Raw genomic sequence first — 24,361 nt, 5'->3', positions numbered from 1 at the left:
ATTGAGATCTAAATTATAAAATAGTATTAGTGTTTTTCAATTGTTAAAATTGGATTATTTTTGGCTGATTACAAACACTAAATTATGTGGATAATAGTAAAATTAAAAAATTGCGTTTTTCAATATGATTTAATTATAACTTGCAATTAAAACAAGTATTTTTGATACTACATTTAATAATTTTTTAAAACAAAAAAGTAATGGATTCCAATTACAATGAAATCATAGAAAACGCTTATAACTTTACTAAACCAATTAAGGATAAAGGTAAATTAGCCACCTATATTCCAGAATTAGCAAATGTAAATCCTTCAAATTTTGGAGTTCATATGACTAAAGTTGATGGTACTAGTTTTGGTATTGGAGATCACTTAGAAAAGTTTTCAATTCAAAGTATTTCTAAAGTGCTTTCCCTTGCATTGGCTGTTAAGTTTTTAGGCGAAGATATTTGGACACGTATCGATGTAGAGCCATCTGGCACTAAATTCGACTCCTTACTTTTATTAGAAACCTATAACGGGATTCCACGAAATCCTTTTGTTAATTCTGGTGCCATTGTTATTTGTGATATTCTAATTTCTCATTTAGAAAATGCTCGCCAAGAGTTCCTAGAGTTTGTTAGAGACTTGAGTGGTATTCCAGACCTAAACTACTCAGATAAAATAGCCGATTCTGAAAAGGCAACTGGATTTAGAAATGTTGCACTATGCAATTTTATTAAATCCTTGGGTAACATAAAAAACGATCCTGCCGTTGTTTTAGATTTTTATTTTGATATGTGTTCTTTAGAAATGAACTGTCAACAATTATCACATACCTTTTCATTTTTAGCCAATGGTGGTTGTAAATTAAAAGATGGTAAAGAAATTATTACCAGTAGTCAAGCAAAACGAATAAATGCATTAATGCTTACTTGTGGATTTTATGATGAATCTGGAGAGTTTGCCTTTAAAGTAGGCTTACCAGGAAAAAGTGGTGTTGGTGGTGGTATCGTTGCTTTATATCCAAATAACTTTACAATTGCCGTTTGGAGTCCTAAATTAAATGCTAACGGAAATTCTTATAAAGGCATGAAACTTTTGGAAACGGTTACTACACATTCTGAAATGAGTATTTTCTAACCATTATTTTACGATTCTAAAAACCTTTTTTGTTTTTTTTGAGATAAACCTAAAAAACAAAACAAAGTCTGGTCATCAATTCATTTTTTAGGTTAAATAGCTTATTTTGCATAGGAAGCAGGTGTTTCTTTATTCTAGCACTTAACTATAATCCTAATCTAAATTTATGGCATTAAAAATTGTAATTTCTCACAAGACTACTTATAAATACGATCGAAAAGTTTCATTGTCGCCTCATGTTTTTAGATTAAGACCTGCGCCACATTCTAGAACACCTATTGAGTCTTATTCCATTAAGATCACTCCAGAGAATCAATTTTTTAATTGGCAACAAGATCCATTTGGTAATTATGTCGCACGATTAGTTTTTCCAGACAAAACTGATGAGCTTTCTATCGATGTAGAAATAATTGCAGATTTAAAAACCATAAATCCTTTCGATTTTTTTATTGAAGAATATGCCGAAGAATTTCCGTTTGAATACACTGAAACGGTAAAAAAAGAATTACAGCCTTATCTAGAAATTACAGATAAAGGTCCATTATTAATGGAGTTTTTAGAAACTTTAGATTATTCACCTAGAAAAACCATTTATTTTCTGATTCATGTCAATCAAAAAATTTATGAATTCCTCAATTACAATATCAGAATGAATCCTGGTGTGCAATCTTGTGAAGAAACACTGAGCCTTAAAAAAGGGTCTTGTAGAGATTATGCATGGTTATTTGTGCAAACCTTACGTCATTTAGGTTTTGGAACACGTTTTGTGTCTGGCTATATCGTTCAATTAAAATCAGATGAAAAATCGTTAGATGGTCCTTCTGGTCCTGAAGAGGATTTTACGGATTTACATGCTTGGGCAGAAGTATACTTACCAGGTGCTGGTTGGATTGGTTTTGATGCAACATCTGGTTTACTTGCTGGCGAAGGTCATATTCCTTTAGCTTGTACGCCTTCTTTTGAAAGTGCCGCTCCAGTTTCTGGTATGACCGATAAATGTGAAACAGAATTCTTTTTTGAAAACTCAGTAACACGCATTTTTGAATCTCCACGAGTTACAAAACCCTACACAGAAGACCAATGGAAAGCCATTGATAAACTCGGTAATAAAGTTGAAAAACAGCTCCAAAAAAACGATGTTCGATTAACAATGGGAGGCGAACCAACGTTTATTTCTATTGACGATTTAGAATCTCCTGAATGGAATACGGCTGCTGATGGACCACACAAACGTGAATTAGCTAAAGACTTATCTAAGCGCTTACATAAAGAATTTGGAAAAGGTGGTGTACTGCATCATGCACAGGGTAAATGGTATCCTGGCGAACCTTTACCAAGATGGCAAATTGAAATTTGTTGGCGTAAAGATGGAAGACCAATTTGGTACAATAAAAAATTCTTAGCCACGTACTCAGATAATTTTACAGTACCACCAAATACAGATAAATTGTTTCTAGAAACGTTAACAAGGTATCTAGCCGTATCAACAAATCATATTATTCCTGGTTTTGAGGATGCTTTCTATTTTTTATGGGAACATGGCAATTTACCAATTGATGTTGATCCAACAAAGGATAGAGATAATGCATTAGTAAAGAACAAGCTAAAAGATATTCTAGAAAATGGGACATCTACTCCTGTTGGCTATTTATTACCTTTAAATACTACACGAGGGAAATGGTTTACAAGCGAATGGGCTTTTAGAAGACAACATCTTTTCTTAACTCCAGGAAACTCTCCTATGGGATTAAGACTGCCTTTAAATTCATTGATGGAAAAACCTGGTCATGAAGTATTTCCTTCCTATGAACCCGATTTATTTTCCAAAAAGAAGCGATTACCAAGTTATAGAGATATTGTAAAAAAACGACACAAAGCATTTTTAGAAAATGGAGTGGATACAAATACACCAAATTATTTTGTTAGAACCGCTATTTGTTCAGAAATAAGAGATGGGAAATTGTACCTGTTTTTACCACCTTTAGATTCGGCCGAAAGCTTTTTAGATTTAATTGCGGCTATTGAGTTTACTGCCAAAGAACTAAAAGTACCTGTTATAATGGAAGGTTATGATCCTCCAAAAGATAACAGACTAGATTCTCTTAAAATAACACCAGATCCAGGTGTTATAGAAGTTAATGTTCATCCGGTAACCAACTGGAAAGACTTAGTGCACAACACTATGACGTTCTATGAACAAGCAAAATTATCGAGATTAAGTACCGAAAAGTTTATGTTAGATGGTAAACATACCGGAACTGGTGGTGGAAATCATGTGACCTTAGGAGGCACAAGTCCTGCTGATAGTCCATTATTAAGAAAACCAAGTCTATTAAGAAGTTTACTTACGTTTTGGCAACATCATCCTGGTTTAAGTTATCTATTTTCGGGTTCTTTTGTTGGACCTACAAGTCAAGCGCCAAGAATAGACGAGGCACGCACAGATAGTTTATATGAATTAGAAATTGCTTTTAGTCAAATTCCTAAAGATGGCGAAGTTCCGTTTTGGTTAACCGATCGCTTATTCAGGCATTTATTAACTGATTTAACAGGAAATACGCATAGAGCAGAATTTTGTATCGATAAACTATATTCGCCAGATTCATCAACAGGACGTTTAGGGATTTTAGAATTAAGAGGTTTTGATATGCCGCCTCATCCAAAAATGAGTTTAGTGCAAATGTTGTTAGTAAGAACATTAGTCGCTTGGTTTTGGAAGAAACCTTACGAATATAACTTAGTACGTTGGGGAACTGAATTGCACGATAAGTTTTTAATAGAACACTATGTAAGAGAAGATATTAAAGATATTGTTGCACAATTAAATAAAGCTGGTTATCAGTTTGAAGAGGATTGGTTTAATCCATTCTTCGAGTTTAGATTTCCATTACATGGTATGCTAGAGATTAATAATATTCATTTAGAATTACGTGCTGGTATTGAACCTTGGAATGTATTAGGCGAAGAAATGACAGGTGGTGGAACGGCTCGTTACGTAGATTCTTCATTAGAAAGACTACAAGTGAAAGTTAATAATTTCATTGATGAACGTTATGTACTGACCTGTAATGGTGTTAAAGTTCAACTAAAAAGTACAGGTGTAAAAGGCGAATATGTTGCTGGTGTAAGATATAAAGCTTGGAATCCTTACTCAGCATTACACCCTACAATTCCTGCAGATACTCCACTAGTGTTTGATATAGTAGATACTTGGAATAAGCGTTCTATTGGTGGCTGTACATATTATGTCGCACATCCTGGTGGACGCTCTTATGATGTGCATCCTGTGAATAGTTTTGAAGCAGAATCTAGAAGAATTAATCGCTTTTGGGAGTTTGGACATACCCAAGGCGAGATTAATCCAGTGGAAAACATTAATTTAGACACAGAACCTATTAGCAGAAACGTCGCTAAGAAAAATAGCTCTAAACGTTTTTCATATAAAGAATTACCAGTTAATTTTGAATTTCCTTACACCTTAGATTTACGTAAGAAATAAAACATGTTCCTGTTTACAAAATGAAGACACTAACAAAGACCATATTTAAGAATTATTTTTCGGCATCATCTAAGTATGATGAATTACTCACGGCTAAAATGGGTATTAAAGACAACTGGAAAATATTGTCTCAAAATTTGCTAAAAATAGGTACAGAAAACCTGTCTTCAAAACAAACTGAACTTAATTGGCTTTTAGCAGAAAATGGTGTTACCTACAATGTTTATAATGATCCCAAAGGTCTTAACCGTCCATGGGAATTAAATGTTGTGCCGTACTTAATTCATCAAAATGAATGGAAAGGTGTAGAAAAAGGGATTCAACAACGAGCAGAATTATTAAATCTAATTCTAAAAGATTTATATGGTAAACGTGACCTACTAAAGAACGGTATAATTCCGGCAGAAGCTATCTATGCACATAGTGGATTTTTGCGTGCATGTGATCAAATTCAATATAAAAATTCAAAACAACTCTCTATTTACGCGGCGGATTTAGCAAGAGGTCCAGATGGTAGAATGTGGGTTGTAAATGATAGAACTCAGGCACCATCGGGAATGGGTTATGCTTTAGAAAATAGGTTTTCCACAAGTAAAATCATTCCAGAGTTATTTACAAATATCAATGTAACTCAACCTTCTAATTTCTTTAACGACTTTAATCAGTTATTAGTGAATTCTGCAACAACAAATGTAGAAAGCCCTATGGTTGTTATTTTAACACCAGGACCACATAATGAAACCTATTTTGAACATTCTTATCTATCCTCATTTTTAGGATATCCTTTGGTAAAAGGAAACGACTTAGTGGTAAGACATGGTAAAGTTTGGCTAAAATCTTTAAAAGGTCTTAAGCAAGTAGATGTTATTTTAAGACGCATTGATGATACCTTCATGGATCCTTTAGAATTACGAGAAGATTCTTATTTAGGTGTTGCGGGTTTACTAGAAGCTGTACGATTGCAAAACGTTGCTATTATTAATCCTATAGGAAGTGGAGTTTTAGAAAATCCGGCTTTGAATCCTTTCATGAAAAATATATGCAAGTATTTTTTAAATGAAGATTTAATATTGCCACAAATAGCATCTTGGTGGTGTGGACAAGAAAAGGAACGAAAACACGTATTGGCAGATCTACCTTCTTTTGTTTTAAAAAGAATTGATAGATCTAACAGAGAGCATATTTATTTTTGTGAATTTTTAGATAAAGCTGCTCTTGACGCTTTAAAAAAAGAAATTTTAGAATTCCCTTTTAATTTTATAGCACAAGAAAAAATTGCGTTCTCAACGGCTCCTAATTTTATAGAAAACCAATTAGAACCTCGTAAAATATTATGTAGAACGTTCGCCATAGCTAAGGAAAATAGTTATAGTGTAATGCCTGGCGGTTTAGTACGAGTTGCTCCTGAACGCGAAGAATTATTTGTTTCTAATCAACGCGGTGGAACGAGTAAGGATTTTTGGATTGTGACAGATACACCACAGCCCAATCTTCAAAATTATTCATGGAATAAAACAAACTCTAGTCCATCAACAGCAATTAATGATGTACCAAGTCATACCGCAGAAAACCTATTTTGGTCTGGTCGATATATTGGAAGAGCTTTAGTTACAGCGAGATATTTAAGAATGGTGTTAAACCAAATGACACATGCACAGTATAACGATCGTAAATCGGAATCTGAAAGTCTTAAAACACTGTTTCAATCTATCACAAAAATTACGTCTACTTTCCCTGGATTTATTGGAGAAAATGAAGATGACGCTTTACAAAATCCACTAAAAGAAATCAGTGATATTATTGTAGACGAACATAAAATTGGAAGCTTTGCTCAATCTATGCAAAGTTTTAGTAATTCTTATTACGCCCTAAGAAATCTGTGGTCTAGAGATATGTGGCGCGTTTTTGACGGCATTCAAAAACATGTAAAAAACTTAAAAGCTGATGATGATTATTCCGTTTTTAAGCTTACTAATTTCTTCGATAAAATAATCACTAGACTGATTGCATTTATGGCATTAACTGAAGAGAGTATATTAGTAAGGCAAGGGCTTCTACTCTACTTTATTGGTTTACAATTAGAAATTAGTGCAATGAACATTGAAAAATTTAGAGCTTTATTAATTGTAAATTATGATGAAGAACTTGAATATGAAATATTAGAATCCTTACTCAATAGTCACGAAAGTTTAAATATTTACAGATATAGTTACAATTCCTATCTAAGTCTAGAAAATGTACTTAACTTAATCATTTTAGATAAAGAATATTCCAGATCTTTAACTTACCAAATGCATAGATTAAAAAAAGATATTGACAAACTGCCATCGACAAATGAGCGAAAAAATTTGACCATCTGCCAAGAAAACATGAATCTTGTTATTTCTAAAATGGAAAGTTTAAACCTAAAGGACATGTTGGTTGTAAACTCAGAATCTAATATGCGCGAAAATCTCGATAATATATTATCAGAATTAAGCGATTTATTACATATTACATCGTTATCAATCTCTGACACCTATTTTAATCATTCTCAACCTCAAAAACAATTGGTTAATAGAACCATCACTAGTTAGTATGATTTTTGATCTTTGGCATAAAACAAAATATAAATACGAGCATGGTGCTTCGTTCTGTCATAATATGACAACCATAAAACCTAAAAGTTTTCCTGGGCAAACCTTAATAGATTATTCCTTAGAAATTACACCTACTCCAACTGATATTTCGCAACGTCTAGATTTTTTTGGAAATTCTGTTACGCGATTTTCAATACAGCAGCATCACAAAGATTTGGTGGTAATTGCTAGAAGCAAAGTAGAAAGAGATTATACCAAACAAGTTAATGAAACTGAACTTTCAAAAGCAAAGGATGTAACTATTGAAGAGACTAAAGCATACTTAAAAGGTACAGATTCAGAAATTATAGATGTAAGGCAATTTGTAATGCCATCGCCTTTAATTTCTAATAACAGTGGAGAAATAGCGGCTTATGCAGCACTTTCATTTAAACCAGAACGCTCTTTTTTTGATGCTACATTTGAATTAATGCAGCGTATATATACGGATTTTGATTTTGTACCTGGTTTTACAAATATTGCGACACCATTAAAGGATGTCATGTTAGCCAAAAAAGGCGTTTGTCAAGATTTTGCTCAGATTGCAATTGCCTGTATTCGTTCTATGGGTTTACCTGCTAAATATGTTAGTGGTTATATTGAAACGATTCCACCAGCTGGTAAAGAAAAATTAATTGGTACTGATGCTTCACATGCTTGGTTCTCTGTTTATTTGCCAACCTATGGTTGGGTAGATTTTGACCCTACAAATAATCAAATTCCAAAAAACCAACATATTGTTGTTGCACATGGTAGAGATTACTATGATGTACCTCCTCTAAAAGGTGTTATATATAGCATGGGAAATAATTCTATGGAAGTATCAGTAGACTTAAGACCTTCAAAAGACTATTTAACACAAATGCAAAGTCAATCTCAGCAGTAGAAAACAAATCATATCACTAGCGTTTCGGCAATAAAAGACGATGAACAAATTTTAGTTTCTCTATGATGTTAGGTGAAATAACAAAAGGATAAACGTCTGGTATTCCCATGGCTCTATTTATACTATTTACAGCTAGTGATAACGGTACACATTTTCTAACAATGACATCAAAATCTGTTTTGGTGTAAGGATCAAATGATACTTTAGTTTTTAAAGCTTTTGTTTTAAAGTTTGGTTTCACGTTTACTCTAAAAAAAAAGGCTGTTTCTACCATATCCATAATATGCAAATAATGCGCCCACGTTTCTGCCCAATCTTCCCATGGATGTGAGGTGGCATATTTGCTAATGAATGAATTTTGCCAATCTTTCGGAGCTCCATTTTTATAGTAAATATCTAAAGCTTCAGAGTAATCTAGTGTTTCGTTGCCAAAAAGAGTTCTGAATTCTGCTAGTATTTTTGGATGCTCACTTACCAATTTAATCCAGAAATAATGACCAACTTCATGTCTTAAATGCCCTACTAAAGTTCTGTATGGTTCTCGTAGATCTTTCCTTGCTTGTTCTCGTAATACAGAATTTCCTTCCTTAATTAATATGGTAACCACACCATTAGCATGACCTGTCATCAATTTTTTATTATCACGTCTTTCAACAAAATCAAAACATAAACCATCTTCTTGTTTTAATTTGCTAGGCAAGGATAAATTAAACTTTTGGAGTTGATAGATTAAACGATGCTTAGCAACTTCAACATTTTTCCAGTTATCGAGATTATCTGATGCAGGATTAGAAAGGTTTGGGATGGTTCTATTTAATTGACATGCGCTGCAATAATCTTCAGGATTATCTTTTTCAATAATCCAATTACAAGCATGGTACGCTTTATTTTTACAGTATTTATACTCAAGATGTTCTCTATCTGAAATAAGGGCATCAACGTTAGGATCAAAAGAAAGCATCATACGATCTTCTGCTCTGTAACCAGTTAAATGTCCGCAGTTATCACATGTGTAATTTTCAAAATACACAGAATAATTACAATTTCCACATTGAAATATTTTCATATATAAAAGGGTAAAATAAAACGCGGCAAATGTACTCTAATTACTGATATTTCATCCAATGAAATTTCAAGAAATAAAACGAACTATTAAATGCTAGTAATAATCTGACTGAAACTAGTTAATATGTTGCTCTACAGAGAAAAATGAATCATAAATAGCTGTAGAAATATCATTTAGTTTAAGTTGAATATTATCTAAATACTCATGTAACCCTTTCTCAATAATATCATTAATGTCCGTATACTCTAATTGCGATTTTAATGCTCCTAATTTTTTCTGTGCTGAATTACTATAACCAAATGAGCTACCTGATAACCTTATAATACATTGTTCTGCACGTAATAAACAATTAAGAATAGATCTAGGAAATTCAGTATCTAAAATTAAGAACTCTGCAATATTCGCCGATTTTAATTTGCCATATTTTTTTCTATACATATCGTAAGCACTAACAGATTTTAAAAGTGCTGCCCATTGAATTAAATCTAAGGAAGAACCTACTTGTTTTACAGAACCTAAGAGTAGATGATATTTTACATCTAAAACTCTAGATGTTTTATCTGCTCGCTCTACAAGTTGCCCTAGTTTTCCAAAATTCCAACCGTCATTTCTAGAAATAGTAGCGTCGTACATACCGTACAATAACTGACAACCGTTTTTAATATTATTAAAAAACTGTCTCAAATCTTTATCATCGTGTCGTTTCTTGGCGCAATCCGCTTTAACTAAATAATAAAGTGAGTTAATTTGTTCCCAAACTTCTTTTGTGATATCTGGTCTAATAGCACGTGCATTTTCTCTAGCATTAACAATGCAATTATATATAGAATTTGGATTTTGCGCTTCAAAAGCCATAAAATAAATCACTTCATCTTTCTCTACGTCTTCATGCAGCTCTTCATATAATGGCCAATCACCTGTTATTGCAACAAGTGGTTTCCATTGTTGTGCTTTATTTGTAGGTAATTCTAAAAATAAATTAAAATTTACATCCATAAAACGTGCATAATTTTCAGCACGTTCTAAATATCTATTCATCCAATAAATGGTGTTTGCAACTCTACCTAACATACATTTAATTTTAACTGTTTAATACCCAAGTATCTTTACTTCCTCCGCCTTGTGACGAGTTTACAACTATAGATCCTTTCTCTAATGCAACACGCGTTAATGCGCCTGGAATAATTTTTATGTCATCACCAAATAAAGCATATGGTCGTAGATCTACATGACGACCTTCAATAGTATCATCCGTTAAGGTTGGTACTCTTGATAAATTTATCATAGGTTGTGCAATATAATTTCTTGGATTAGCCTTAATCTTAGCTATAAATTCTTCTTGTTCCTTTTTAGTTGATTTAGGACCAATTAACATACCATATCCTCCAGAAGCATCTGTTTGTTTAACCACTAAATTATGGATGTTTTCAATCACATATTTACAATCTGGCTCTTCATCACAGATGTAAGTTTTTACATTAGGCAAAATCATATCTTCACCTAAATAATACTTTATAATTCTAGGTATATAAGCATAAACCGCCTTATCATCTACCACTCCTGTTCCCGGTGCATTAACTAACACAACATTTCCTTTTAAATAAGCTCTAAATAAACCAGGAGTTCCTAAAAGTGAATTTTTATTAAATACTTCTGGATCGATAAAATCATCATCTACACGTCTATAAATAACATCTACACGATGTAAACCATTGGTAGTTATCATATAAACGATATCATCCTTTACAATAAGATCACGACCCTCTACCAACTCTGCTCCCATTTGTTGTGCCAAATACGAATGCTCAAAATAAGCCGAATTATATGTGCCAGGCGTTAACACAACAACGGTTGGTTGATCTTTATCCGTTAAGGATTCTAAAGTATCTCTCAAAATGTGCGTATAATTATAAACGGGTTTTACATCGAGTTTTTCAAATAGCTCAGGAAACGTTCGCTTTAAAATCTCTCTGTTTTCTAACATATATGAAACACCAGAAGGACATCTTAAATTATCTTCTAAAACGTAATATTGACCATCGCCTCCTCGTATTAAATCTGATCCCGTAATATGACACCATACATCCTTTGGCGGTTTAAAGCCTTCCAATTCCTTAAGGTATGATACACTAGAAAAAATCATTTCTTTCGGAATAATTTTATCCTTCAACACCTTTTGATCGTTATAAATGTCTTGAATAAATAAGTTTAATGCCTTAATGCGTTGCTGTAATCCTTTTTCTAAATTTTGCCATTCTTTATTTTTAATTATCCTTGGAATGATATCTAAATGTAGAATTCTTTCTACACCTTGATTATCATTATAAACATTAAAAGTCATCCCTAAAGAAAGCTGTGCACGATCTGTAGAATGTTGAAGTGCGTTTAGCTTCTTAACACTCATTTTTTGTAAACGATCTAAAAACAATTTGTAATTAGGTCTTACATTATTATTTTCATCAAACATTTCGTCGTAAAAACCTTTAGTGTCGTAAGCGGATAAATTGAGTTTTGGCATAAGCGTATAAAGTCAGTGTTGGTTTAAAGAGCGATACTTTCTCATTTTTTTTAAATTATTAATTTTCAAATTAATATGGATTCGAAATAAAAAAATGATAATCGATTAATAGCTGTTGTATTCTAACAAAGTACAAAAAAATAAAGGCATATACTAATGCCTCTGTAGAGTTTACGATTCTAATAATTAAAGAGTTTATTAATTTACCATTTAAAAATTTTGTAATCCCTTTATTACGAAATCTATATTCTAATTCAGAATATTTGTGAACGAATAACATTTCAATTGAAATTTTTCTAACAATGATGTTAATGTCTTAATAATAAGCAAACGTTTAATGTAATAAGTATCAATAACAAGAAATGCTGCTTAATATTCTAAATTTTACACTCATTTTACACTTTTTTGACACAATTTGCTATCCTCTACCGTAGTTTTACATAAAACAAATCAAAACCAATGTTAAAACTATTATCAAAATCTGTAATTGTAATTCTATTATTAAGTCTATCATTTGTAGCACATTCTCAAGACAGCATACAAAAATCTATTGTAAAAGCTGATAGTACATGGAGTGCCGAAATTATTCCATTTCCAATAGAATGGTTACCAGAACTAACGTTTATAGGATTTGAAGAATTACGCTTTGCCCCTAATTGGAATAAACTAGAACATCAAGAATTTTGGACGCTAGCTATGGCTTGGCAAGTAGAAGCAACATCTGTAATTTCATTAGAAACTATTACCTTTAACTTCAATCACTATTTTACAGAACTGATGCATCCTAATCATTGGGCTCAAGAATTTCCTGATCCGAAACTTGTTCTAAACGATTTAGATATTTCTAAAAGTGGACATCAGTTTAAAGGACAAATGACTTTCTTTGATGGTTTTCATACAGGAAAAATAATAACCGTAAATATTCTAGGAAACCAAGTGTTTTCTGAAGAGACAAACACGTCTGCTATTTTGTTTAAACTGTCACCAAAAGAGTTTGATGAGCCTATTTGGGATGAATTGAATTCAATTATAATAGATTAAAAAGTAATGCATTTTAATACTTACCGCTTTAAAGTAAAATGACCATTTAATTCTTTACCATTCTTTAATTCAATTTTATACCAATAATCATTTGTAGGCATTAAATTATTTTTAAAATTCCCATTCCAGCCCAATGGTAAACTTTGAGCATATAATGTTTTAATTAATTTTCCGTAACGGTTAAAAATAGTAACTCTTTCAATTTCATTGAACGGATCTTCAACAATCCAAAAATTATTATGTTGATCATCATTTGGTGTAAAAAACTTAGGAATAACTAGCGATACTAACTCTGTTTTAAAACTTTCAGTTTCGCAATCCATGCTTTGACCATAACTATTATATGGAATTATAGTTACAAATATTTCTGTGTCAGATGGTAATGTTTCTAAAAAGTTATAACTTGTTACATTACCTACATCTAAGTTATTAATGATCTCTGTTCCTTCTTCTGTTATACCAATATTTAATATATAACCAGTTGCTGAGTTAGATGTACTCCACGAAATATCTGTTGTTACTTCAACATTGTCTGCTCCATCAACAGGATTCAATAAATTTGAGCAGTCTATGCGTGCCATTTGGGTTGTAAAACTTTCTTCAATACAATTGGTACTATTTCCACCTGAACTGTATGGTGTAATTGTTACATAAAGTACTGCGTTAATTGGGAAATCTACATCAGAGCTATAAGTTGTGGTATTGCCTACATTATAATTATTGATTAGATCTGTACCACCAGATGAAGTACCAACAGAAACTAAATAACCTGTTGCATATTCTACTGAATTCCAGCTTATATCTGCAGTAACTGACACATTTTCCTCTCCGTTTATTGGACTTGATAAGGTTGTACATTCCGGAATAACAATTTCTGTAGTGAAGCTTTCCTCAGCACAACATTTAGATTCTATAATGCCATTAAATGCTTTAATTTTTACAAAAATCTCTGTGTTTTCAGGTAAATCATTAGGAAGGTCGTAAGTTGTAATATTACCAACATTCAAATTATCAATAATTTGAGTGCCTTGCGATGATGTACCAATTGTAACGAGATAACTTGTAGCGTTATCAATAGCATTCCAAGAAATATCGGTGTCAATCGCCACATTTACTTGCTCAAACAACGGCATACTTAACATAGTACAACTTAAACCTTGAAATGCTTCACAATCTGTTGTATTAATTACTGACTCTGAATCACATCCTGTGGCATTAGCACTTATATTGGTAAGACCAATTATACCGTCTGAAGATAAAATATTACATAAGGAATCACAATCAGATAATTGTGAATTATTAAAGATTTGAAATACCACAGTGTTCTCGTAGCCTGTTGAAGACACTGTAGATAAATTTTGTAATCCGTTTAATGAAGCCAATGACGCATTATTTCTAATAGTGAAAAACTGACCTACACTCGATAAACTCGATAAACCATAAATGTTTTCAAGAACAGGATTATCTTGTATTAAAAAATCGAAAGTAATGGTATCTAAACAATTAAAACCTGATACAGATATTAAATTCTGATTATTAGAGACTATAAATCCTGAAGCAGCATCTACTCCACCAATTGCTGTTAAGTTATCAAAATCTGCAATATCGGTTAAGCCTACATTGTTAAACTGTATTCCCCAACTCACATAATTTAAATTATTAAAACTAGGAATACTACTTAAAATTGGACAATTAGTTATTCCAAAAAAACCATAGGCTGTTGTAAGGATATCAAACCCTGAAATTGTCTCTAATAATGGATTATAATTAATCCAAAAATCGCCAAATACGGCCGTTGCTTCGTTAAAACCTGTTAATGCTTCTAGACTCGCATTGTTTTCAACTATAAATAAAGCGCCTAAATCTATTAGCCCATTAAATCCATCAATTTCAGTAATGAAATCATTATTAGTGATTTCTATACTATATAAAACATATGCCAAATTGTTAAAATCTTCAACTGAAGTGAGTTGTGTATTATTAATTACAAGTTTTCCATCAATACTTGTAATATTATCTAAACCACTTATATCAGTAACGTTACCAGTAATTATTAAGTCTCCAGATATGGTGTCACAATTTGGATAATTAGTAATAAAATCAGTTACAGCGGCTTGAGAATTTAATGTAACATCGCTCGAAGGACATTGACCGTAAGCAAACGTTCCTAAAAACAAAAAACATATTAGCAGTATCGATTTCAACTAAATAAGAGATATTAATTACTAAAGATATGCATTTTAAACAGAAAAGTCTGATGATCTCATTGATTTAGGCTGATTTCCTAGTTAATTTATGATTTACAAAGCGTAATCCTAACACTCAAATCTCGCTGTAAAAACTCTTTTAAAATCGATATTATAAACCTGGTATAGATATGATTAAATCAATTCATGAAATTTACAAAATCAGGAATGAATTTTTATCAAATAAACCAATATCTTCGCGCGCATTATGTGGATGTATCTCGGACTTTTAGCGGCTTTATTTTTAGGTTTACACAACTTATGCAAAAAACATGCAGTACAAGGCAACGAAGTGTTCCCTGTACTATTTGGTACTATTTCTTCTGGTTTTCTCTTCTTATTACCACTTTATTTTGGTTCAGTATTCTATGAGGAATCACTTATAGAAATGGGTCTTTATATTTCTAAAATAGATTGGGAAACTCACGGTTTTATCGCTATCAAATCTGCGATTATGGCTAGTTCGTGGGTTTTAGCTTATCAAGCTTTAAAACATTTACCCATAACTATTGTAACACCTATTCGTTCTGCTGGACCATTTTTTACTTTTATTGGCGCCATTTTAATCTACCAAGAACAACCAAATTTTTTACAATGGATTGGCTTCTTTCTAATTATCTTTTCTGTGATATTATATTCTAGAATTGGTAAAAAAGAAGGTATTAATTTTAAGCGTAACAAATGGATTTTTGCCATTATTGCTGCCACATTTTTAGGTGCTTCTAGTGGATTATATGATAAGTTTTTAATTCAGAATTTAGAGCTAAACCCACAAACATTGCAATTTTGGTTTTGTTTCTATACTGTGTTAATCCTACTAATAATATTGTCTATCACTTGGTTTCCGTTTAAGGAAAAACGAAAAGCTTTCAAGTTTCGTTGGACCATAGTTGCCGTAGGTGTTTTATTGGTCGCAGCAGATTATTTCTATTTTAAAGCTTTACAAGATCCTGATGCGCTTATCATGCTATTATCAGCCATAAAACGTAGCCAAATTATAATTTCTGTTGTTGTTGGTGGTCTAATCTTTAAAGAACAAAACAAACGTAAGAAATTAGTGCCTTTAGTTGGCATAATGATTGGTGTTGGGCTTATCTTGTATTCGTAAAGATTTCAAATTTGCTCTTTAATTTTATTCACTTTTAGTTTATTTAGCCTTCTAAAAACACTCCAATTAGTGCATTTTTATCCCGGCAATTTAAATCAAGTCTTCATTATATAAGCGAACATTTCTAGTAAATCAGTTAAGGTATTCATAAGTATAGTCTTAGTTTTGAGTATAACTTAAAATATAACACTATGAATAATGATAAAATAATTTACGAATATCACGATGTCAACGCAAGTGATACATTAGAGAGTTTCACAAACGAAAAGTTGGATACCATTTTTACTTATTATGATTTTGTGCATCGTGCCGATGTTTTTTTTAAGACCGAAAACACATCGTCAGACGAAACAGGTAAAATGTGTGGTATTAGACTAAGTGCTCCTGGTCCTCGTCTATTTTCGGAATCATCACACAATACATTTCAAGATGCCGTTCAAGAGACCGTAAACGAACTTAAAAGGCAACTGAAGAAACGAAAAGAACAAATGAAAACATATTAAAATGGGAATTATGAGCGAGAATGAAAGAGAAATTACCTGCATATACAATGGTAATGACAATGAAGATAAGCAAACCTTAGGATACTTGAGTGCTACTGATAAAAAGGTTTTGAGTATTGATATTTCTAAACAAAAATTAACAGGTACGCAGTGGATAGATTTAGGCAAACGACTTAACCTAAATTTGAATCAATTAATTGACCCTAAAAAAATTGAAGGTAATATTGACAGTTTCAGTAACCATGATTGTACTAAGATTCTAAGGGAAAATCCAGATGCTTTAAATGGTGCCATTGTTTTTACAAAGGGGAAAGCGAAGCAGATTAAAAATCCTTCTAAAGTATTAACATTTATAGATAGTGATAGTGAAGGTATTCAAAAAACATAATGACTCTCTTTTAAGTCACTAGAATTAATGGCAACGTTTAGCACGTTGCTTTTTTTTATGAATATCTAAATGGACGTAGAATCGAAATCTAATAAATAGTAAAATTTCAAAAACTAACTAAAACTGATTATCTTTATTCTTTTAAAATAATTCTCAATCTAAATCTCAGATTCTATACATGATTTACACCATCATTGATGTTGAAACCACAGGAAAAACCAATCGTATGACCGAAATCTCGGTTTTTAGATATAATGGAGAAACCGTAGTAGATGAGTTCACATCATTAGTAAATCCAAATAGTTTTATTCCTCAGCACATTACTGCACTTACTGGTATTGATAATGCAATGGTGGCAGATTCACCATCGTTTGAAGATGTTGCACAAAATATACTAGATATTACGGAAGGTGCCATTTTTGTCGCCCATAACGTAAACTTTGATTACAACGTTATTCAAGGAGAGTTTAAACGTATTGGCAGAGAATTTACTAGAAAAAAACTATGCACAGTACGCTTATCGCGTCGTTTAATTCCTGGTCATCGCTCGTATAGTCTAGGAAAGATATGTAAAGCTTTAGACATTAATTTGGTAGACAGACACAGAGCGAGAGGCGATGCAGAAGCTACGGTTATTCTGTTTGAATTATTATTACAACAACCCAATGCCGCTGAAGTCTTTAAAGAATTTCTAAATAAGAATTCTAGAGAAGCGACCTTACCTCCTAACCTTCCTAAAGAAAAGTTTGAGGCCTTACCAAGTACACCAGGTATTTATTACTTTAAGGATAAAAAAGGAACTGTTATTTATGTCGGAAAAGCTAAAAACATAAAAAAACGTGTTTTAAGTCATTTCTATAGTAAAACAAAAAAATCATTAGAAATGGTTAGGGAAACCAGAGATCTTGATTTTGAAATTTCTGGTAGCGAGTTAATTGCCCTACTTATGGAAGATGCAGCGATAAAGCATCATTTTCCTATTTATAATAAAGTGGCAAAACGTACTATACAAACCTTCGCCATATTCTCTTACGAAGACCGAAAAGGTGTTCTACATTTAGCGAGTAATAAAGGACGTTTAGTTCCTAATCCTATACTTACGTTTTTTAATATTAGAGATCTTCGCTCTTATATGGAAAAGATATGTGCTAAATTTAACTTGTGCCCAAAATATTGTCATTTACAAGAATCCGTTTCAGAATGTTCACACTACAGCATTAAAAACTGTAACGGCATATGTAAAAATGAAGAATCTGTTGAAGACTATAATAATAGAGTCCTAGAAGCCATCCACGATATGTCTCATCAAAAAAATGATCTTATTTTTAAAGAGAAAGGTAGACACGGTAATGAAGAAGCCTTTGTAATGATTAAAGAAGGCCAATACTTAGGCTACGGATTTATAGATAAAGACGAGCAGATAAATCACATAGATGATTTAAATACCTTTTTAATTCCACAAAAAAACAGCGTAGATATTCAGAAAATTTTACGACCACTAATGTTGGGCTGTTAGCCATAACAAGCTTCGCCAATAAAACATACAATATAAAATAGGAAAATAGACTAAGCTAATTTAACATTAACAGCAGTTGGTCCTTTTTTTCCTTGCTCTACCTGAAATGTCACTTTATTATTCTGTTTTATTTTATCTACACAATTTGTAGTGTGAACAAATATTTCATCATCAGAGTCAGTAATACTTATAAAGCCAAAACCTTTTGTATAGTTGAAAAATTTCACTGTACCGTGTTTTACTTCGCTCGATGTTTTGCCTTTAAATAAGTTTTTAAAAAATTGTAATATCATTTTAAACTGCCATTAATTTGTAATTCATTTGGTACTACAAATTTACATTTTGTTTTTATCCTACCAAAGGTATCAACTAAGTATCACCATTCTGTTACGTTTTTTTCAATAACATGATAAATGTCACAAAATAAAGGCGTTTAATCGTTAATTTTGTAAACTAATATTAGTGATTTTACTGAAACTATAGTTTTATCTTAACATATGAACAAAAAATTAACGAATAAAGCCGTTTACATTTCTACAACAGAACCCAATAGTGGTAAATCAATAATTTCATTAGGTTTAATGCAATTATTGTTGGGTAAGGCTGCCAAAGTAGGCTATTTCAGACCTATAATAGACGATATAGAGCCTGGCGAAATAGACAACCATATAAATACTGTAATATCTTATTTTAATCTCGATTTAAAGTTTGAGGATGCTTACGCTTTTAAACGAAGTGAAGTTATTAAAAAGAAAAACGAAAATAAAGATGATGAGATAATTGGTACTATAATTGACAAATTTAAAGCGGTAGAAGATCGTTTTGACTTTGTTTTGGTAGAAGGCAGTAGTTTTATAGGTGAAGGTGCTATCATTGAGTTTGATATCAATGTACTAATCGCTAAAAACTTAGGCGTTCCGGCAATTATTTTAGCAAGCGGAATTGGCAAAACCTTAGACGAGCTCGTAGGTAATTTGCACATGGCATATGATTCCTTTAAAGACAAAGGTGTAGAAGTTTTATCTGTAATTGCGAACAAGGTAAATCCTAAAAATTTAAAATTAATCGTTGACAATTTAGAAAAGGATTTACCATCTTCAATCATTGCTAATGCCATTCCGTTGAATCCAAAATTATCTAATCCTTCTATTAAGGAAATTGTAGATGCCTTAGATGCTAAAGTTCTTTTTGGTGAAGCTTATATTAACAATCAAGCCGGAAATTTCAGTGTTGGTGCTATGCAGCTTCGTAATTATTTGACCCATTTAAAAGAGAATGCTTTAGTAATCACACCTGGCGACAGAGCAGATATTATATTAGGAGCTTTGCAAGCTAATCTATCGGATAATTATCCTTCACTATCTGGTATTGTATTAACTGGTGGATTAACGCCAGAGGAATCAATTATTAAACTAATTGAAGGACTCTCTGATATTGTCCCTATTATTTCTGCGCCTCGTGGTACTTATAATGTAACCAACCAAATTGGGGAAATTAAATCTCAGATTTACGCTGAGAATACAGAAAAGATTATTACCTCTATAAAAGAGTTTGAAAAGCACGTAAAAAGTGAAGAGTTGGTTGAACGATTAATCACGTTTGAAACCAAAGGTGTAACACCAAGAATGTTTCAGTATAATTTATTGAAAGAGGCGAAATCTAATAAAAAGCATATTGTTTTGCCAGAAGGATTAGACGAGCGTGTGTTAAGAGCTACAAAACAACTTATTGATCTAGATGCTGTAGAAATAACATTATTAGGTGATAAAAAATTAATTGAAGAAAAATTACTTAATTTAGACTTAAACTTAGATTTAAGTTCGGTTACCATAATCAACCCAATTGATTCTGCTAAGTTTAAAGAATATTCTGAAACCTTGTATGAGTTACGTAAACACAAAAACGTTAATCTAGCAATGGCACAAGATTTAATGGAAGACGTGTCTTATTATGGAACGATGATGGTACATAAAGGCGACGCAGATGGCATGGTATCTGGCGCAGTGCATACAACACAACATACAATAAGACCAGCTTTACAGTTTATTAAAACAAAACCTGAAACTTCAATTGTGTCGTCGGTATTTTTTATGTGCTTAGAGGATAGAGTTTCAGTATATGGTGATTGTGCTATTAATCCAAACCCAACTGCAGAACAACTTTCTGAAATTGCAATTTCTTCAGCTAAAACGAGTATTGCTTTTGGTATAGATCCAAAAATAGCAATGCTCTCTTACTCTTCTGGTACTTCTGGAGTTGGCGAGGATGTTGAAAAAGTTAGAGCAGCAACTGAATTAATAAAAGTAAAAAGCCCAGAATTAAAAGTTGAAGGCCCAATACAATATGATGCCGCTGTAGATATGCGAGTGGGTAAAACTAAACTACCAAACTCTGAAGTTGCTGGCCAAGCAAATGTGTTTATTTTTCCAGATTTAAATACTGGAAATAATACGTATAAAGCAGTTCAACGTGAAACTAAAGCATTAGCTATTGGTCCAATTATTCAAGGTTTAAACAAACCTGTAAATGATTTAAGTAGAGGCTGTACTACAGATGATATTTTTAATACTGTGATAGTTACTGTAATTCAAGCTCAAGATTTTTAAAATAAAATATATGAATATACTAGTTATTAATTCTGGAAGCTCATCCATTAAATTTCAATTAATACAAATGCCTTCCAAAACCCTAATTTGTAGTGGTTTGGTAGAACGCATTGGCGAAAAGGATGCTATACTCAATTATAAAACAGATATTGTAAATTTAAAGAAAACACATCCTATAAAAAACCATAATGACGGTTTAACACGTGTCGTAAATTTATTATTAGATGTAGATAAAGGTGTTATAAAAAACACAGATGAAATTGCAATTGTAGGCCATCGTGTTGTTCATGGCGGAAATTCATTTTCTAACACCACTTTAATTACAGAAGACGTTAAAGGGCAAATTGGGGAATTTGCTGCACTTGCTCCTCTTCACAATCCTAATAATCTGATTGGTATTGAAGTAGCAGAAGCACTTTTTCCTAATGCTAAGCAAGCTGCTATTTTTGATACTGCATTTTTTCAAACTTTACCAGAAAAAGCAAAAAAATATGCGATTCCTAATGAATTGTATAAAAAACATAAGATTCAAGTATATGGATTTCATGGAACTAGTCATAAGTTCGTTAGTGAAAAAGCGATTCAATATTTAAAATTAAAAACTTCAAAAATTATTACCATCCATTTAGGCAACGGTTGCAGTATGACTGCTGTTGTTGATGGGAAAAGTGTAGATCACAATTTAGGCTTTACACCTTCAAATGGTTTAATTATGGGTACCAGAAGTGGCGATATAGATCACGCAATTGTATTTTATTTAGTAAACAGTTTAGGCTACAGCTTAGAAAAAGTGAATACTTTGTTGAATAAAGAAAGTGGTATGTATGGATTAACTGGTTATAGTGATCTTAGAGATATCCAAGCCCAAGCCGAGAAAGGAAATGAAGATTGCCAGTTAGCTTTAGCTATGAATGCCTACAGAATTAAAAAATATATTGGCGCTTATGTAGCAGCTATGAATGGATTAGATGCTATTGTTTTTACAGCAGGCATTGGAGAAAATTCTAGTGTAATTAGAGCAATGGTTTGTGAAAACATGGACTATTTTGGAATTGAAATAGATAAATCAATTAATGAATTAAGATCTTCCGAAATAAGAGAAATTAATACTTCCTCTGCTAAAACTAAAGTGTTAGTAATTCCAACTAATGAAGAATTAGAAATTGCTAAACAAGCGTATAACCTTGTTAATAGTTTATAGTTCATTTATTTTAAGATAAATGCTACGGCTTAAAACCCATAAAAGCTCCAGAATATCTCTGGAGCTTTTATAATTATTGGCAGATAATTAAATGTTTCTTTTTAGCGATTTCGCAAAATCAATTACTTTATGTTTCATTTAATGGTGCACCATAAGGTAGAAAGCGTTGAGCAATTTTAAAACATCAATATTAACTGAAATTTATACTTTTTTAACCTTCTGTTTGTTATTTTAAATCATTAACCAACCATAATGGATTTTTATTAAATGCTTGCCATTGTGTTTTTAAAACAGACTCTAGCTTATTAATTTCCTTAAAATCAGAAATACCACTTTCCTTATCTGCTTTCAGCTCTAAAATGTACTCTAGTAGCTCATAACAAATAGTAAATTGTCCGCAGGCAATTAAGGATTCCATTCTGTTATTGTCAATATCATTTTGATCCCACCATAATGTTGTTGGTGTTTTAGATGCTATTAAGCTTATATTCTTTAACTCATCACTTGGAAATGGTTTAATGTCTTGATTATAGTCAGTATTTTTATTGTATGGTGTTTCAACACCATTCAATTTATATATTGTTGCCGTGATACGTTTGTTTTTATATTCAGATTTAGAATAGAAATAATCATAATTAATTCGTCTAATTTGTTTCAGAAAAACGTCATTTATCATGGTCATTGAAGACGAAATTCTATTAGAAATCATAACTTTTATCAAGCTAATATCTAAGTTTTTAAAGGACATAACATCGTCTACAATTGGTTCTGGTACGTTTTTGTTAAAAAGAGTATTGAGTTTAGATAACTGCAAAGCTTTTATTTTTGAAACTATATAACCTAAGACCGTTACAAGGACGCCAAAACCTGTAATAAAGCCACCTATTACGCTTATATTACTAGAAGCTTTTTCTCCAAAAACGTTCAAGAAATTTAATGTTATAATCAGTATACCTGTGAATAGTATAAGTACATAGATTAATTTAAAACTGAAATATTTTAATATTTTGTCAATGGCTTGCTGCAAAGTACTATTTGATTCAATTTTTCTGGTATCTGGTTCCCAAGGATTCATTTTATAACTACCAACATCATTCACAATAATGAGGTCTAAAGCACCATTGTCAGTATTTTTCATTCTATTATTAATCAAAACCATACTCCCTATACCTTGGTTATCTGTTATACCACCATCCATGATACCAACACCGTTTTTAAAAAGGTCTGATTTTTTTAATTCCTTATAAGCTTTATCATCTCTAATTTTTATATAATCATCAGGGAAAACCATCGGTTCAAATCCGACAGGAAAACAAGATGACGATGCAATGACATCACCTAATTGAATTTGGTTCTTTAAAGCGTTTATTGCACTCTGGTTGTATTTGAATAGAGGATTGTTGCCAAAATAACCTTTGTTTTGAAATCGGTATGTTAAGCCAAAGGAGAAATCTGTAGCATTAAAGCATACATTTTCTAACTGATGTATTGATTCTTCTCTAAAACTATCAAACGCCCCTTTAAACAAAGGCATTTCTGAATACGTTAATGCAAAAGCATTTATTAATGATCTATTTTTATGGGAGTTAGTTTTCCAAATATTGTCGTCACTCAACTTACGTACTGCAGACTTTAATAACACATCATTTGTTGGTGTAAAAGTGTTATAAAACGTTTTAAAAAATGTTTTAAAATCGAAATCTTTTTCCTGCAAAGCCTTGGCGAAGGCAACTCCTGTAAGTGTTCCTCCACTCACTGTACTCAATGCTTTTACGGATTTTAAAAGCGATTTGTTTTTATAGGAAATAGCATCCAGATAAGATAGAATGCCCAATGTAAAAAAAGTAGCACGATAACCTCCTCCACTAAAACACAATCCAATTTTATTGAATGGTTCAAACTGTATTTCTTTTACTTTATCATTTCCCATTTACTAGTCATTTAAATCTTTTTTAAAGTTAGGCAATAATTAGATTTTTACTAAAGTAAGATCTCTTAATTTCTAAAATGAGGGAATTGTTCTTAAAATATTGGCATAAAAAAA

The 24,361-nt window shown here is 31.9% G+C and carries 17 protein-coding genes; 11 read left to right on the top strand and 6 right to left on the bottom strand.

All coding sequences use genetic code 11. From position 1 onward, the window contains the following. The first annotated feature begins 200 nt into the window (after positions 1-200). The 4 genes from Q0891_RS06455 (at position 201) to Q0891_RS06440 (ending at position 8,124) form a co-directional block, all read left to right on the top strand. Positions 201-1,121: a glutaminase gene (locus tag Q0891_RS06455; protein WP_299099925.1), complete on the top strand. Its 921-nt coding sequence runs from the start codon at positions 201-203 to the stop codon at positions 1,119-1,121. A gap of 166 nt (positions 1,122-1,287) precedes the next feature. After that, a complete protein-coding gene (locus Q0891_RS06450) occupies positions 1,288-4,620 on the top strand; it encodes a DUF2126 domain-containing protein (RefSeq protein ID WP_299099923.1) in 3,333 nt (1,110 codons plus the stop codon). 20 nt (positions 4,621-4,640) lie between these two features. Next, positions 4,641-7,196: a circularly permuted type 2 ATP-grasp protein gene (locus Q0891_RS06445; RefSeq protein WP_299099921.1), complete on the top strand. Its 2,556-nt coding sequence runs from the start codon at positions 4,641-4,643 to the stop codon at positions 7,194-7,196. Position 7,197: 1 nt separating this feature from the next. Continuing rightward, the gene (locus tag Q0891_RS06440) at positions 7,198-8,124 is read left to right on the top strand and encodes a transglutaminase family protein (protein ID WP_299099919.1); all 927 of its coding nucleotides are present in this window, start codon (positions 7,198-7,200) and stop codon (positions 8,122-8,124) included. 16 nt (positions 8,125-8,140) lie between these two features. Here the strand turns inward: Q0891_RS06440 and Q0891_RS06435 are convergent, their stop codons facing one another. From Q0891_RS06435 to Q0891_RS06425, 3 genes are all read right to left on the bottom strand, one after another. Next, positions 8,141-9,190 carry a putative zinc-binding metallopeptidase gene (locus Q0891_RS06435; RefSeq protein WP_299099916.1) on the bottom strand — a complete coding sequence of 350 codons (1,050 nt, stop codon included), beginning with the start codon at positions 9,188-9,190 and terminating at the stop codon, positions 8,141-8,143. Between the two features lie 114 nt (positions 9,191-9,304). Then, entirely contained in the window at positions 9,305-10,261 is a 957-nt protein-coding gene (locus tag Q0891_RS06430) for an alpha-E domain-containing protein (protein WP_299099914.1), read from the bottom strand. A gap of 10 nt (positions 10,262-10,271) precedes the next feature. Further along, positions 10,272-11,708, bottom strand: coding sequence for a circularly permuted type 2 ATP-grasp protein (locus Q0891_RS06425; RefSeq protein ID WP_299099912.1), 1,437 nt, complete (start codon positions 11,706-11,708; stop codon positions 10,272-10,274). Between the two features lie 459 nt (positions 11,709-12,167). Here Q0891_RS06425 and Q0891_RS06420 point away from each other — a divergent pair, with 459 nt between their 5' ends. Next, positions 12,168-12,749, top strand: a complete 582-nt coding sequence (locus Q0891_RS06420) for a hypothetical protein (protein WP_299099911.1) — start codon at positions 12,168-12,170, stop codon at positions 12,747-12,749. Between the two features lie 20 nt (positions 12,750-12,769). Here the strand turns inward: Q0891_RS06420 and Q0891_RS06415 are convergent, their stop codons facing one another. After that, entirely contained in the window at positions 12,770-14,926 is a 2,157-nt protein-coding gene (locus Q0891_RS06415) for a T9SS type B sorting domain-containing protein (protein ID WP_299099909.1), read from the bottom strand. Between the two features lie 277 nt (positions 14,927-15,203). Here Q0891_RS06415 and Q0891_RS06410 point away from each other — a divergent pair, with 277 nt between their 5' ends. The 4 genes from Q0891_RS06410 to Q0891_RS06395 all read left to right on the top strand — a co-directional run bounded on the left by Q0891_RS06410 (position 15,204) and on the right by Q0891_RS06395 (position 18,510). Continuing rightward, a complete protein-coding gene (locus Q0891_RS06410; protein WP_299099907.1) occupies positions 15,204-16,103 on the top strand; it encodes a DMT family transporter in 900 nt (299 codons plus the stop codon). A 191-nt stretch (positions 16,104-16,294) separates the two neighbouring features. Next, entirely contained in the window at positions 16,295-16,606 is a 312-nt protein-coding gene (locus Q0891_RS06405; protein WP_299099905.1) for an HPF/RaiA family ribosome-associated protein, read from the top strand. 10 nt (positions 16,607-16,616) lie between these two features. Next, on the top strand, positions 16,617-16,994 hold the full coding sequence (locus Q0891_RS06400; protein WP_299099903.1) for a hypothetical protein: 378 nt from the start codon (positions 16,617-16,619) through the stop codon (positions 16,992-16,994). Between the two features lie 178 nt (positions 16,995-17,172). Continuing rightward, positions 17,173-18,510 carry an exonuclease domain-containing protein gene (locus tag Q0891_RS06395; protein ID WP_299099901.1) on the top strand — a complete coding sequence of 446 codons (1,338 nt, stop codon included), beginning with the start codon at positions 17,173-17,175 and terminating at the stop codon, positions 18,508-18,510. A 50-nt stretch (positions 18,511-18,560) separates the two neighbouring features. Here the strand turns inward: Q0891_RS06395 and Q0891_RS06390 are convergent, their stop codons facing one another. After that, complete coding sequence (locus Q0891_RS06390) at positions 18,561-18,803, bottom strand: cold-shock protein (RefSeq protein ID WP_299099899.1); 243 nt, start codon at positions 18,801-18,803, stop codon at positions 18,561-18,563. 204 nt (positions 18,804-19,007) lie between these two features. Between Q0891_RS06390 and pta the strand changes: the two genes are divergently transcribed. After that, positions 19,008-21,116 carry a phosphate acetyltransferase gene (gene pta / locus Q0891_RS06385; RefSeq protein ID WP_299099896.1) on the top strand — a complete coding sequence of 703 codons (2,109 nt, stop codon included), beginning with the start codon at positions 19,008-19,010 and terminating at the stop codon, positions 21,114-21,116. A 10-nt stretch (positions 21,117-21,126) separates the two neighbouring features. Next, the gene (locus Q0891_RS06380) at positions 21,127-22,317 is read left to right on the top strand and encodes an acetate/propionate family kinase (RefSeq protein ID WP_299099894.1); all 1,191 of its coding nucleotides are present in this window, start codon (positions 21,127-21,129) and stop codon (positions 22,315-22,317) included. Positions 22,318-22,543: 226 nt separating this feature from the next. Here the strand turns inward: Q0891_RS06380 and Q0891_RS06375 are convergent, their stop codons facing one another. Further along, positions 22,544-24,247, bottom strand: coding sequence for a patatin-like phospholipase family protein (locus tag Q0891_RS06375; protein ID WP_299099892.1), 1,704 nt, complete (start codon positions 24,245-24,247; stop codon positions 22,544-22,546). Positions 24,248-24,361: the final 114 nt, after the last annotated feature.

It is taken from the genome of uncultured Winogradskyella sp. (assembly GCF_947498005.1).
Classification (GTDB): domain Bacteria; phylum Bacteroidota; class Bacteroidia; order Flavobacteriales; family Flavobacteriaceae; genus Winogradskyella.
This window is presented reverse-complemented; position numbering and strand designations above follow the sequence as displayed.